The 13,654-nt window shown below is 65.4% G+C and carries 11 protein-coding genes and 1 tRNA gene; 5 read left to right on the top strand and 7 right to left on the bottom strand.

What is annotated here, in order from left to right:
* Window positions 1–37: 37 nt before the first annotated feature.
* Both pheA and aroA read left to right on the top strand, forming a co-directional pair.
* A complete protein-coding gene (gene pheA / locus AC5P7X_RS06730) occupies window positions 38–1,237 on the top strand; it encodes a prephenate dehydratase (protein ID WP_053497275.1) in 1,200 nt (399 codons plus the stop codon).
* A gap of 76 nt (window positions 1,238–1,313) precedes the next feature.
* Window positions 1,314–2,621, top strand: a complete 1,308-nt coding sequence (aroA, locus tag AC5P7X_RS06725; protein WP_070489009.1) for a 3-phosphoshikimate 1-carboxyvinyltransferase — start codon at window positions 1,314–1,316, stop codon at window positions 2,619–2,621.
* Between the two features lie 224 nt (window positions 2,622–2,845).
* Here the strand turns inward: aroA and AC5P7X_RS06720 are convergent, their stop codons facing one another.
* Together AC5P7X_RS06720 and AC5P7X_RS06715 are read right to left on the bottom strand one after the other, a co-directional pair.
* Complete coding sequence (locus AC5P7X_RS06720; protein ID WP_005417293.1) at window positions 2,846–3,418, bottom strand: energy transducer TonB; 573 nt, start codon at window positions 3,416–3,418, stop codon at window positions 2,846–2,848.
* A 119-nt stretch (window positions 3,419–3,537) separates the two neighbouring features.
* The gene (locus AC5P7X_RS06715) at window positions 3,538–4,176 is read right to left on the bottom strand and encodes an energy transducer TonB (RefSeq protein WP_053497271.1); all 639 of its coding nucleotides are present in this window, start codon (window positions 4,174–4,176) and stop codon (window positions 3,538–3,540) included.
* A gap of 113 nt (window positions 4,177–4,289) precedes the next feature.
* Here AC5P7X_RS06715 and serS point away from each other — a divergent pair, with 113 nt between their 5' ends.
* Entirely contained in the window at window positions 4,290–5,570 is a 1,281-nt protein-coding gene (serS, locus tag AC5P7X_RS06710; protein WP_053497269.1) for a serine--tRNA ligase, read from the top strand.
* 178 nt (window positions 5,571–5,748) lie between these two features.
* Here serS and AC5P7X_RS06705 read toward each other — a convergent pair whose 3' ends face one another.
* Both AC5P7X_RS06705 and AC5P7X_RS06700 read right to left on the bottom strand, forming a co-directional pair.
* Window positions 5,749–6,099: an SH3 domain-containing protein gene (locus AC5P7X_RS06705; RefSeq protein ID WP_329842466.1), complete on the bottom strand. Its 351-nt coding sequence runs from the start codon at window positions 6,097–6,099 to the stop codon at window positions 5,749–5,751.
* 137 nt (window positions 6,100–6,236) lie between these two features.
* Complete coding sequence (locus tag AC5P7X_RS06700; RefSeq protein WP_495214650.1) at window positions 6,237–6,824, bottom strand: FMN-dependent NADH-azoreductase; 588 nt, start codon at window positions 6,822–6,824, stop codon at window positions 6,237–6,239.
* A 127-nt stretch (window positions 6,825–6,951) separates the two neighbouring features.
* On the opposite strand from AC5P7X_RS06700, the gene AC5P7X_RS06695 reads away from it, so the two are divergent.
* Entirely contained in the window at window positions 6,952–7,944 is a 993-nt protein-coding gene (locus AC5P7X_RS06695; protein WP_005410175.1) for a LysR family transcriptional regulator, read from the top strand.
* 55 nt (window positions 7,945–7,999) lie between these two features.
* On the opposite strand, the gene AC5P7X_RS06690 is transcribed toward AC5P7X_RS06695, so the two are convergent.
* Together AC5P7X_RS06690 and AC5P7X_RS06685 are read right to left on the bottom strand one after the other, a co-directional pair.
* Window positions 8,000–8,161: a hypothetical protein gene (locus tag AC5P7X_RS06690; RefSeq protein WP_329842467.1), complete on the bottom strand. Its 162-nt coding sequence runs from the start codon at window positions 8,159–8,161 to the stop codon at window positions 8,000–8,002.
* A complete protein-coding gene (locus AC5P7X_RS06685) occupies window positions 8,158–9,072 on the bottom strand; it encodes a DUF4241 domain-containing protein (protein WP_329842469.1) in 915 nt (304 codons plus the stop codon). Before AC5P7X_RS06685 ends, AC5P7X_RS06690 begins: the two co-directional genes overlap by 4 nt.
* Window positions 9,073–9,196: 124 nt before the next feature.
* On the opposite strand from AC5P7X_RS06685, the gene AC5P7X_RS06680 reads away from it, so the two are divergent.
* Window positions 9,197–9,286: transfer RNA gene (locus AC5P7X_RS06680), tRNA-Ser, on the top strand.
* 1,562 nt (window positions 9,287–10,848) lie between these two features.
* On the opposite strand, the gene AC5P7X_RS06675 is transcribed toward AC5P7X_RS06680, so the two are convergent.
* Window positions 10,849–13,602: a UvrD-helicase domain-containing protein gene (locus AC5P7X_RS06675; RefSeq protein ID WP_346607448.1), complete on the bottom strand. Its 2,754-nt coding sequence runs from the start codon at window positions 13,600–13,602 to the stop codon at window positions 10,849–10,851.
* Between the last annotated feature and the right edge of the window lie 52 nt (window positions 13,603–13,654).

Here is a 13,654-nt window from a genome sequence, read left to right as displayed (position 1 = left end):
GCACCGTCGGGTGCGTGCCCCGCAACAAGGAATTCCGATGGCAAGCAGCAAATCCAGCAAGAAGGCGCCGAAGAAGGCCGAACCGGCCAAGGACAGCGTGCCCACCAAGGCGAAGGGCAAGGCCAAGGCCATCTCGAACCCGGCACCCACCCTGGCGCCGCTGGCGCTGGCCGATGTGCGCTCGAAGATCGACCAGATCGACCGCGACATCCAGAGCCTGATCGCCGAGCGCGCGCGCTTCGCCCACCAGGTCGGCAAGGCCAAGGGCAAGCTCGCCGCCGCCGTCGACTACTACCGCCCCGAGCGAGAAGCGCAGGTGCTGCGCATGGTGGTGGACCGCAACGAAGGCCCGCTCAGCGATGAACTGCTGGTGCACGTCTACCGCGAGATCATGTCGGCCTGCCTGGCCCAGCAGGAGCCGCTGAAGATCGGTTACCTCGGCCCGGAAGGTACTTTCAGCCAGCAGGCCGTGCTCAAGCACTTCGGCCGCTCCGCGCTGGGCCTGCCGATGGCCAGCATCGAAGAGGTGTTCCAGGAAGTGGAAGCGGGCAACGCCGATTTCGGCGTGGTGCCGGTGGAGAATTCGGGGCAGGGCACCATACAGATCACCCTGGACATGTTCCTGACCTCCAACCTGAAGATCTGCGGCGAAGTGGAGCTGCGCGTGCAGCAGTACCTGATGTCGCGCAGCGGCCGCATCGAGGACATCGAGCGCATCTACGCGCATCCGCAGTCGTTCATGCAGACCTCGGCGTGGCTGCGCGCCAACCTGCCGAAGGCCGAGAAGATTCCGGTGTCGAGCAACGCCGAAGGCGCGCGCCGTGCGCGCAACGCCGACGACGCGGCGGCCATCGGCGGCGAAAGCGCCGGCCACGTCTACGGCCTGAAGAAGGTGGTCACCAAGCCGATCCAGAACGATGCCGACAACACCACCCGCTTCCTGGTGGTGGGCCGCAACATTTTCCCGACCTCCGGGCACGACCGCACCTCGGTGCTGGTGTTCATCCATGACAAGCCCGGTGCGCTGTTCGACGTGCTCAGCCCGTTCGCCCGCCACGGCATCAGCATGAACCGAATCGAGTCGCGGCCGTCACACCACGGCAAGTGGGAGTACGGTTTCTTCATCGACCTGGCCGGCCATATCGACGACGCGCCGATGCAGGCCGCGCTGGCCGAACTGGAAGCGCACTCGGCGCAGATCAAGGTGCTGGGCTCCTATCCGGTGGCCGTGCCCTGAGTGCTGCTGTGGCGGCAACAGCCGCCGCTCCCTGATGCATCGCCGGCGCTGCCGGTGTTTACGGAATGATCGAACGATGAGCAACGCGCAACACTGGATTGCCCGCAAGGGCCAGCCGCTGCAGGGCAGCCTGACCATTCCCGGCGACAAGTCGGTCTCGCACCGCTCGGTGATGTTTGCCGCGCTGGCCGATGGCACCTCGCACATCGAAGGCTTCCTGGAAGGCGAAGACACCCGCGCCACCGCGCGCATCTTCAGCCAGCTGGGGGTGCGCATCGAAACCCCCAGCCCGTCGCAGCGCATCGTGCATGGTGTGGGTATCGACGGCCTGAAAGCGCCGCAGGCACCGCTGGACTGCGGCAATGCCGGTACCGGCATGCGCCTGCTGGCGGGCCTGCTGGCAGGCCAGGCCTTCGACTGCACGCTGATCGGCGATGAATCGCTGTCCGGCCGCCCGATGCGCCGCGTGACCGGCCCGCTGTCGCAGATGGGCGCAAGGATCGACACCCAGGACGACGGCACGCCGCCGCTGCACGTGCATGGTGGCCAAGCGCTGCACGGCATCGATTTCGCCTCGCCGGTGGCCAGTGCGCAGGTCAAGTCGGCGGTGCTGCTGGCCGGGCTGTATGCGCAGGGCGAAACCAGCGTGACCGAACCGCACCCGACCCGCGACTACACCGAGCGCATGTTGTCCGCATTCGGCGTGGACATCGCGTTTTCGCCGGGCAAGGCCCGCCTGCGCGGTGGCCAGCGCCTGCGCGCCACGGATATCGTGGTGCCCGCCGATTTCTCTTCGGCCGCGTTCTACCTGGTCGCCGCCAGCATCATTCCCGGTTCCGAGCTGCGCCTGAAGCAGGTCGGCCTGAATCCGCGTCGCACTGGCCTGCTGCATGCGCTGCGCCTGATGGGTGCGGACATCAGCGAAGAGAACCCGGCAGAACAGGGCGGTGAACCGGTGGCCGACCTGGTGGTGCGCTACGCCCCGCTGAAGGGCGCACGCATTCCGGAAGCGCTGGTGCCGGACATGATCGACGAGTTCCCGGCGCTGTTCGTGGCCGCCGCGGCCGCCGAGGGCCAGACCGTGGTGAGCGGTGCGGCCGAACTGCGAGTGAAGGAATCCGACCGCCTTGCGGCGATGGCCACCGGCCTGCGTGCGCTGGGCATGCAGGTGGACGAGACCGAAGACGGCGCCACCCTGCACGGGGGCGTGCGCCTGTGTAGCGGCACCATCGAAAGCCACGGTGACCACCGTATTGCCATGGCGTTTGCCATTGCCGGCCAGATCAGCGACGGCGAAGTGCGCATCAACGACATCGCCAACGTCGCCACCTCCTTCCCGGACTTCGACGGCCTGGCACGCAGCGCCGGCTTCAACCTGGCCTGATCGGCCGATCAGGTTTTCCGGTAGGTGCCAACCTCGGTCGGCACGCTCACATCGCCCGGTAGGCGCCGACCTCGGTCGGCACGCTCACATCGCCCGGTAGGCGCCGACCTCGGTCGGCGCGCTCACATCGCCCGGTAGGTGCCGACCTTGGTCGGCACGCTTCTCCGCATAAAAGGACGGAGGCCGAAGCCTCCGTCTAAACATCACGAACCCCTCGTCCGCGATCAACGCTGTCCGGTACGGAAATCCACCGGGACCCGCACCACACTGGCCACTGCACGGCCTTCATGCATCGCCGGCTGGAACTTCCAGTTCTGCACGGCGCTCAGCACCGCACGATCCAGGTCACGGCTGCGCTCGCCGCTGCGCGAAACAATCGCAGCATTGGTGACCTGGCCGCGGGCATCGACATTCAGGCTGGCGATCACGCTGCCCTGCACGCCATTGCGCAGCGCGGCAGCGGGGTAGGTCGGCTTGCTGTTGCCTGCCAGCGGGCGTGCCTCGCGATTGCGTACGGCAGGGGGGGCCTTGCGCTGGTTGCCGGCCGCTGCGGCCTGGCGGGCCGCAGGCTGTTGTACATCGGCGACCGGCGCCTGCTCGGGCGCGGGCAGCATGCGCTCGCCGACCGGTGCCGGCGCCACGTCTTCCTGGTTCGAGTGACGCAGCCAGAGCAGCGCGGCGGCAAACATCGCCACGATCAGCGCGATCCACATCCAGGGCGACGTGGGCTTGTGCTGTTCGCTGGCGTCCTGCTGCAGCTGCGGCGAATGAAGGTCTTCGTGGGTGGTGGCGGTCATCGCAAACTCCTTCCGTCAATGGACGACGGGGAGAGTGTTGCGCGGGCCAGTGGCGGGAAGTGTCAGCGTTGCGTCAACGCGACCGGCAGGGTTCAGTTTGCCTGCCGGGAAACGTTCAGTTACTGGGTCTTGAAGTCGAACGGCACTTCAATGCTGCCCGGTACGGCCTGGCCGTTGCTCTGCGCCGGGGTGAAGCGCCAGCGGCGCACCGCATCGGTCGCGGCACGGTCGAGCTCGCGTGAGCCGCTGCGCTGGATCACCGTGGCATTGTTCGGATAGCCGGTGGCATCCACATCCACGCGCACCACCACGCTGCCGGTCTCGCCGGCGCGTAGCGCGGCGGCCGGGTAGGCCGGTGGAGGCGACTGGCCGGCAATCGGCATCGGCTGGCTGTTGCCTGTGGCAGCCGGCGCCGGGGCCGGTGCGACCGGGGCCGCTTCAGCGACGGGCGCCGGCGGTGGCGGCGGGGTTTCGACCAGCTTCGGGGCTTCCTCCTCGACCGGGGCCGGCTTGGCATCGGGCATGTCGCTGGAACCGGCGGCCGCAGCCAGCGGTTCGGGCAGCGGTTCCACCTGCGCCGTCTCCTGCGGGGTCTGTGCGGCCGGGTCGGCGCGGAAGAATTCCTTGTCGCGACCGGTGAACCAGACCAGCACGAACAGCAGCACGCCCACGCCGAAGGCGATGCCCGCGATCTTCAGGGCGTTGCGCGGGATATGCACGGTAAACGACTTGGCGGACGACGAGCGGGGTGCAGACATGGACCGGACCAGTACGGAATGCCCCGATTCTGCCACGGCGGGAATGAACCGGGCGGCAGAAATCCGTATAACAAGCGATAATCCCATCCCTGATACCCACCACGACACCTGCCATGCTTGATCCAGCCCTGCTCCGCCACCAGCCCGCCGACCTCGCCGAACGCCTGCGCACCAGCCGCGGCTTCGAGCTCGACGTGTCTGCCCTGGAGTCCCTGGAGGCCGATCGCAAGCGCATCCAGGTGCGTACCCAGGAGCTGCAGAGCCTGCGCAACAGCCGTTCCAAGGCCATCGGCCAGGCCAAGGCCAAGGGCGAGGACGTGTCGGCCATCATGGCCGAGGTCGCTGCATTCGCCGACGAGCTGAAGGCCTCGGAAGTGGCGCTGGACGAGCTGCGCGAGAAGATCGAAGCGATCTCTATGGGGATCCCGAACCTGCCGGCCGATGACGTGCCGGCCGGTGCCGACGAGAACGACAACGTCGAGCAGGCGCGCTGGGGTACCCCGCGCCAGTTCGACTTCAAGGTGCTCGACCACGTTGAGCTGGGTGCGCGCAACAAGTGGCTCGATGGCGAGACCGCGGCCAAGCTGTCCGGCTCGCGCTTCACCGTGCTGCGCGGCCCGCTGGCTCGCCTGCACCGCGCCCTGGCCCAGTTCATGCTCGACCTGCACAGCGGCGAGCATGAGTACCAGGAAACCAACGTACCGGTGATCGTCAACGCCGACAGCCTGTACGGTACCGGCCAGCTGCCCAAGTTCGAAGAGGACATGTTCATCACCCAATTGGGTGAGCAGAAGCGTTACCTGATCTCGACCTCGGAAATCTCGCTGACCAACATCGCCCGCGACGAGATCCTCGACGCCGAGCGCCTGCCGCTGCGCATGACCGCGCATTCGCTGTGCTTCCGTTCCGAAGCCGGCAGCGGCGGCCGCGACGTGCGCGGCATGATCCGCCAGCACCAGTTCGAGAAGGTCGAGCTGGTCTCGATCAGCCGCCCGGAAGACAGCGACGCCGAGCACCAGCGCATGACCCGCTGTGCCGAAGTGGTGCTGGAAAAGCTGGGCCTGCCGTACCGCAAGGTGCTGCTGTGCACCGGCGACATGGGCTTCTCGGCGGTGAAGACCTACGATCTGGAAGTCTGGCTGCCGTCGCAGGAGACTTACCGCGAGATCTCCTCGTGCTCGAACTGTGGCGACTTCCAGGCCCGCCGCATGCAGGCGCGCTGGCGCAACCCGGCCACCGGCAAGCCTGAGCTGGTGCATACCCTGAACGGCTCGGGCGTGGCGGTTGGCCGCGCGATGATCGCGGTGATGGAGAACTACCAGAACGCCGACGGCAGCATCACCGTGCCGGAGGCCCTGCGCCCGTACATGGGCGGCCTGGAAACCATCGCCTGATTCCCTGACCGGGTAGGTGCCATGCTTGCATGGCACCGCCGTGGCTCTGGTGGGGGCCATGCTTGCATGGCACCGCATCCACGCATGGCGTGGATCTACTTGAGGATGTTGCACGCGCCGGGCATGAATGCAACGATGCCCCAGTAGATCCACGCCATGCGTGGATGAACCCCCGCGATCACTCCACAGCGCGCAGCTTCTCCAGCGGCACCCATCCCGGTTCGCCGTTCTCCGGCACGCACCACGCCCAGCCATTGAGGATGCGCAGCCCGCGCAAGATCTGCCCGGGATCCACATCCAGCTCCCGCGCGGAGTAATCCTCCGTGGCAAACGCGCCACCCTGCGCATCGCGGCCGATCACAGGCGCCGGCACGAAGCCGGGCTGCTGCCCCTCGGCCTCGCACAGGAACCAGTCGTCCCAGCCCTCCGGGCCTTCATAGCGTTCGCCCACTACCAGCGCCTGGCCGCGGCGCAGGGTGATCGGGTGCGGAAATTCGCTGCGGTGCGCAGCGGTCACGATGTAGTTCATGCCCCCAGCCTAGCGCGTCGCAAAAGAAAACGGCCCCGCATAGCGGGGCCGCCAGGGTGGGCCGGGATGGGGGAGGGGATCCCGGCCCGCGTTCAGCGCCCAGACGAGGAGAGAGGGGCGCCGAACGTTGGAACGCGTTACGCAGCGACGGCTTCGGCCGCTTCGTGCGACGGAAGTGCCGCCAGCGCACCGGCAATGGCGTCTTCACGATGCTGCGGCGAATAGGCGATGCCTTCGGCGCGCACGAATTCGACCTCGTTGATGCCCATGAAGGCGAACACCTGGCGCAGGAACGGCTCCTGGAAGTCGGCCGGCGAGTCGGTGTAGATGCCGCCACGGCTGCTGGCGATGATCACCCGTTTGCCACCGGCCAGGCCCACCGGGCCGTTCTCGGTGTACTTGAAGGTGCGGCCGGCCACGGCCACGCGGTCGATCCAGGCCTTCAGCGTGGACGGAATGCTGAAGTTGTACATCGGCGCGCCGATCACCACGATGTCGGCGTCCAGGAACTGCTGCATCACCTGTTCAGCATCGATCGCCTCGGCCGCGTCGGTCTTGGCCAGCGAGCTGCTGCGCAGATGCGGTACCGGATTGGCGTCAAGATCGCGATAATCGACCTGCAGGCCATCGATCTGGCTGGCGAAGCGGGCGACCACAGCGGCCGACAGCTGGCGCGAGACGGAGTTGTCGCCAAGCACGCTGGCGTCGAGATGCAGAAGCTTCATGGCAGTCACCTGTGTTCTGGGAGGAAGGGGCGGGGTGGCCCCGCCGACGGAGAGAACGATAGGTTGTTGCAAAGGCGGAATAAAGGTGGTTGAATGCCACGTATTGTTCTAGATATGGAACTCGGGTATGCATGACCTGAATGACCTGTACTACTTCGCGATGGTGGTCGACCACGGCGGATTCGCCGCCGCCGAGCGCGCACTGGGTATTCCCAAGTCGCGCCTGAGCCGCCGCATCAGCCAGCTGGAAACCGACCTGGGCGTACGCCTGCTGCAGCGCTCCACGCGCCGTTTCGCGGTCACCGATGTCGGCACCAGCGTGCACCGCCATGCGCAGACGATGCTGGCCGAGGCCCAGGCCGCACGCGAAGTGGTGGACCGCCTCAGCGCGGAGCCGCGCGGCGTGGTGCGCGCCAGCGTGCCGGTGTCACTGGCGCAGATGCAGCTTCCCAAGCTGCTGCCCAAGTTCCTTGAGCAGTACCCGAAGGTGCGGCTGCAGCTGAACATCAGCAATCGCCGCGTGGATATCATCAATGAAGGCTACGACGTCGCCCTGCGCGTGCGTTCACGCCTGGACGACGACGGCAGCCTGGTGATGCGCAGCTTCGGCCAGGTGCAGGAATTGCTGGTGGCCAGCCCGAAGTACCTGGACCGCGCCGGACGCCCCAAGGACCCGGAAGAGCTCACCCAGCACGTCACCCTCAGCATCAGCGAAGACGAAGCACGCCAGCGCTGGGAACTGCATGGCCCGGAAGGCGAAGTGCGCCGGGTCGACTTGCAGCCGCGCGTGGCCGGTTTCGACTTCCCGCTGCTGCAGAGCATGGTGAAGGACGGTTTCGGCATCACCATGCTGCCGGAGACCGTGTGCGCCGACGCCGTGCGCAACGGTGAGCTGGAAGTGGTGCTGCCGGACTGGTCGCTGCCGCAGGGCGTGTGCCACGCCGTGTTCGCTTCGCGCCGCGGCCTGCTGCCGGCGGTGCGCGTGTTCATCGACTTCCTGGCCGAGCACCTGCCGCCGCAGCTGGAGGCCTCGCGCCTGGATTGCGGTGGCGCCTGTGAAAAGGCCAAGGAGCGGATCAAGGCCAGTGCGCTGGGTGCGCTGGCGGTGGATGCCGGCTGAGAGCGCTGAACGGTAGCGCCGGGCCATGCCCGGCGTTGCTGTTTTCCGATGCCGATCAGTTCCGGCCGAACAGCCGGTCCCAGAAGCTGCGGCGTCGCGCTGCGGCCGGTGGCGGTTCGGCTGCAACGACGGGCGCTTCCAGCACCGCCATCAGTTCCGCGCTGCGCGGCTTCTTCAGGAAGCGCGCATAGTCCAGATAGCCGGTCACCTTGCTCATGTGCAGGCGTTCGGGCATTGCCGGCAATGCGCCGCCCTGCAACAGCACCGCAATGCCTGCGGGCGGTCCAGGCGGATCGCCTCGTACAGGGCGGTGCCGCCGCAGCCCGGTTCGATCTGGTTGGCGCGTTGCGGCGCATCCTTCAGCAGGTCCTGCAATGCCTCCGCGTCGTCTCCTTCTACCGCAGCCACCAGCCGCGCCAGCGCCTCGGCTTCCGCAGGGGGCAGGTTGTCGCGATAGGCCTGGTCGGCAATCTCGCGCTCGTCGCGCCCATCGCCGCCCTGGATGCACAGGAAATCGGTGACCAGGGCGACCGGAATGCCGGACGTATCCAGCCCCCAGTAGCTGGGATAGACACCGTCGCCCCAGCCGCTGGTGAAGACCACCAGGCCGTGCGGCGAGTTCTCCCCCCAGGGGCGGTATTCGACGCCTTCGTCCAGGCCATCGTGGTCGATCAGTGCATCCGACCATTCACTCTCTTCCTCGCCATCGGCCTGTTCGATCAGGGCCAGCAGCGCCTGCTGGGTGTCGGTGTCCATGAAACAACCGATGCCAGCGTCGACCGGATAGCCGATGAAGCTGTCCTCATCCAGGCCGGTCAGGTCCTGGGTGGTCCAGCGCGCCATCTGCCAGTGCAGGGCGGTCGCGGTAAGAGCTTCGCGGGGCTTGAACCAGACCACGGCCAGGGCCGGGCGGCCGCTGTGCACGATGATTTCGACCGGGTGCCGGCCCAGCGGGGCGGTGTAGTCGGCCAGCGCAGGCGCCTCGGCCTGGACCAGCGGATCGCACACCACCAGCTGCCCGCTGCTGACCGGCAGGTGCCCCGCGAAGGTGCGGTGCAGGGCCACAACGGCCAGCTGTGTATCGTCCAGCAGGCAGGTGCGCAGGTTGGCCAGATCGAGATGGGCCATGGCGGCTCCGAGTGCGGTGAAGGCTCCCACCGTGCCGGATGCGAAGGGCAGGGGCAAGGTGGTCTTGGGCAAATGCCCTTCACGTGCGAGAATACGTCGCTGCCCGGGCGACCGGGACCCGATTGGAGAGATGGCCGAGCGGTTTAAGGCACCGGTCTTGAAAACCGGCGAAGGGTTAAACCTTCCGTGGGTTCGAATCCCACTCTCTCCGCCAGTCTTTGCAAAAAGCTCCTGGAAATAGGGGCTTTTTCGCTTCTACAGCCTTAGCTGCCCGCCCGCTTACCCTTCCACCTGCAAAGGTCGATTCTGCGCGATCTGCTGCCGAACCCAGCCTTGCACCCCCGGATTGTATCCAGAGGAAGTTGTCGCCTCGGCCAACAACAGGCGCAGCGCAATCTTCTCCCTGCAGCGACGGAGGCCGCGCCGAACCTTCTGCTCTACGAATTGACCGTCTGACGAAACAGGGCACCGCCCGAGCGTCGGCAAGCATCCGGGCAGTGCCCCAACACAGGTGATCTCAGCACCTGACATGGCCGTCGCCCCTCGCCAGAGCGTCGGGATTGTCGTCAGGGCCTACGGTAATGGGGAACAGCAAGTGTCTACTCTACGTTGGGTTGCTCAGCTGCTGCGCCTGTACGTACCAACGAATACTCATCTGAATGTGGATTCAGGGAGACTGCACAGCGCTGAGGGAACCTCTACCAGTAGCACACCGCTGTGGTATGCATCCTTCCATCGACGTGTTCACAGTTCGGGCATCACTTATCAGACACGCCACTTGCGCTGTGTGTGTACCTTCGAATGGTGAGCTATATGGCTCGGTCACCGACGTTGTACATCTTCCATCATCGATGGAGAGCGTTGCCTTCATGTCTCCCGCGACTACACTCTTAAAAGCAACAGCGCCAGTGGATGTGAAATTTTTCGCTACAGGATAGTACCCGTCGGGGGCGACAGCGTACAGATAGTCCGAGCTCCTGGCGGAGATTGGAGCATTGCTCGAAGAGGGGACATCAGCTTTGCTGTTTGTGCAGGACCAACTCCACACTGCCTCTCCGGAGATTGTGGTTGCCCCTCTTGAGGGGACAGAGTCTTTTGCTTCACACAGGGCCTGGTGATAGATCTTGGTTGCTTGACTTTGGTCGTCAAACCGATAGACAAGCCCACCCTTTCCATCTCTGAACAGACGTTGCTCAACCATCACCGTACCGCCTTGGAAATCGGACGTCGGGATGGTTCGAACGATCCACTTCTTTCCATCGGAAGATTCAAGCTGGCGTTCATGAATCGCCGATCTTTCACTGGCAATCGGATTGGCGGCCGCTAGTCCTGGCGCGACCGCAACGAGAATGGCGAGGGCGATCAAGGCCTTTCCAATCGGCTTCGATGATTTCTTTACAGTGTCCATACTTTTCCCTTGTTCGATTTGGCGCATCAGTCGAGCTGTTTTCGCATCTGGCCAGTGACCTCCTGGACTCAAATGCCGAGAGACTTGGAGACACTGCCTACACCATATGCGATGCAGGGCTCGCTTGTGCGAGGTTGCTCGCATTTTGTGAAATTGGTTGGCATTTTAACTTTCCCGCGCTGATCGTAATCTTCGCTGGGTGGTGCCTATATTCTTGGGCCTGGTTTCATGGCGATACTGGGAGACAGCCGGCTGGGTGCGGTCACTCTCATCGCCATGCTCGAATGTCCAAGGAGAGGCATTTGTGTTTCTGACAGACTACGACCCCTGGATACTTGAACTGCTGGCTCGCTGGTGAGGTCACGTGTTCACCCACGACGCCCACCCTTCGGCTTGTTATGGCACAACGGGTAACTCGAGCACGACCGGAACGCCCCGTGCGGCCCATTGCGGTCCACGAACACGCCCACCTTGCACACCGGGCAGCGCTCTTCGTGGATGGCCGCGCCTGAAATCGCGGTCACTTCCACTGCCCCGTCCTCCACCAGCTCATCCAGGAACGGCGAGTGCCTGCCCTGCACGGTGAACATCGCAACCGATCGTCGTGCACGCGTCAGCGCGACATAGAACAGGCGTCGTTCTTCGCTCAGCGGATAGGTATCACCATCCGGCATCGCCAGCGAAAGCACCGGGTCATCGGCGCGCAGGCTCGGGAAGCTGCGGTTGATCATGCCCGGCAGGATCACGTAGTCCGCCTCGCGCCCCTTCGATCGATGTGCGGTCAGGAACTCGACGTCCATCGTGCTGCCAAAGGCCGTCTTCCAATCCGAAGGCACCGCGCCGCGGTCCGCGCGGTAGCGCCCCAGAACAAAGACCGTCACGCGCCCGTTGCGGCCCTGCGCCACCGCGCCTGACAATAGTTGCTGGTGCAGTTTCGACAGGTATTGGCGAACGCCATCCTGCACCTCCTCACGCCGGTTCATCTGGAACGCCTGCAGCACCGGGCCCATTGCCGGCGCAGCAGAGCGGACCTTCTTGGCGATCTGCGCGGGGTTGCGGCTGATGAAGCGGCTGGAAACATCACACAGTGCCTGCGGGCATCGGAATGTCTGCTCCAGTTTCAGCACCTGGCCATGCCCCATCCAATCACGGAATCCGGTCATCATCGAAACGTCGGCGCCAGCGAAGCGGTTGATCGACTGCCAGTCATCGCCCACCGCAAACAGATAGCGGCCCGGTTGGCTGACCAGCGCACGGCAGAGGCGCGCACGGGCGCGCGAGGCATCCTGGAATTCGTCGGCCATCACCAGATCGTAGGGTGATTCATAGTGGCCCTGTTCCAGCAGCCCGGCGGCCATGTTGAGCATGTCCTCGAAGTCGATGCTGCGCTCGTCAGCCAGCGCGTTGTCCCAGGCCTGGAAAACCGGCCCGGCGATCTCCAGGAAGCGCCGGTACCGTTCCTTGAACTGATCCTCGGGCATCTGCCGCAGGCGCGCCGCCATGTCATCCAGCGTCAGGCAGTTGCTCTTGGCATGCGCAATGAAGGTGCGCATCAGGCCAATCAGGTCTGCATCCGGCATCGGCTTGGCGCCCTGGTCAGGCAGCTCGCGGTCCGGGTGCGGGTCGAGTTCGACACCAGACGCACCCAGCCGCTCGGCAAGATGCTGCAGGGCCTGTCCACTGCGCAGGCCGAACGACGTCGTTTCGACCAGTGCGGTGCCGCGTGCCGCATGCTGCTGCCGCTTCCAGTGCATCCCTTCGCTGTAGTTGGCAAAGTGCTTCGGCGGCTGGCCATCGGCATCCAGCGCAAAGTGCTCGTGATACAGCTGGGCGTCCGGATAGTAGAAGTCCGGACGATACTGGCGGTGGGTATCCGTCGCGGTATCGAACTCGTAGCGCCGCTCGTAGTCGTACGCCACGCCGTTGTAGAACAGCCAGTCGGCGATGACGCACTCTTCCAGGCTCTTCACCCGCTCACCCTGCAGGGTACGTATGTAGGGTGTGCCATCGCGGTCGTAACCATCGGCCATCATGTCGGCACCCAACGGCGGCAGATCGCGTCCGAATACCAGGCGGAACATGTCCCACTGGGTGCGGAAGTGGGTCGAACGGTCCTTCAGGTCGTCCACCAGTTCGGCCAGCTTGTTGAAGCCCAGGGTCGCATCGACCGCCCATTCCGGGATATCGGGCTTGCGCCCTGTGGCTTTGGCGATGATGGACAGGCCCAGGGCGTGGAAAGTCCGGGCTTCCACCACGATGTCGCCCATGCCGAGCCGGTCGAAGCATCGCTGCGCACGCTCTTCCAGCTCCTGAGCGGCGTCCTTGTTGAAGGCGAGCATCACAATCCGTTCGGGCTGGACAAAGCCGCGATCGATGGCATAAGCGGCCTTGGCAACCATCGTGGAGGTCTTGCCAGAGCCGGCCGCGGCCACGACCTGCACCCGGTTGTCGAAGCAGATGACAGCGCGGGCCTGCTCCTCGGTCAGCGGCCTGCTCTCGACCCGGTCCAGGAAGGGCTTGGCCAGACCCAGTTCACGGGTCGCCATTGCCTCATTGGCGTCCGCCCACATGGCGGGCCAATCCAGCTGCCAGTCGTGCAGGGCGTCCAGCGCCATGCGGTGGCGGTCCGAGTGCAGGTCGTCATGCACCTCCTCGTCGAGGAACAGCTGCTCCAGCTCGGCTGACGGGAGGGGCAGGGACGGGCGCTCGGCCAGCAACGCCTGCTGCTGTTCGTACGTGATCCAGCGGCGGCCGGTGGTGCCTCGGTCGGTAAGCGCGTCCGCCTCGGCCAGCCACGCCTGGATCTGCGCCAGAACGTGCTCAAACAGTGCCTTGCGCCCCCGCCTGGAGCGCGCGAAAAGCACGTGCTGAACGGCAGCGGCAAGCCGGGAGCCCTGGCTGTTCGGCAGCCCATCCACGGACAGTGCTTCGCCGCGCTCGGTCGTCAGTTCGACCCTGGACCAGAGCACGCCGCGAACGACCCGCACGCTGTGTTCGTTCGCTACATGCTGGCGATACTGCCCGCCGTCGATCAACAGTGCGACCTGTTCGCCATCCAGCCGCAACTGCCAGTCCGGCGAGCGGGTCACACGCTGGCCCCAGACCGAGGGGCGCCATTCCATAGACATCCAGATACTGCCTTGCGTACGTCACCGGGCGTAAAGCGCCCTTGCC

This window comes from Stenotrophomonas sp. YJH_SMC_53, from assembly GCF_059369995.1.
This window is presented reverse-complemented; position numbering and strand designations above follow the sequence as displayed.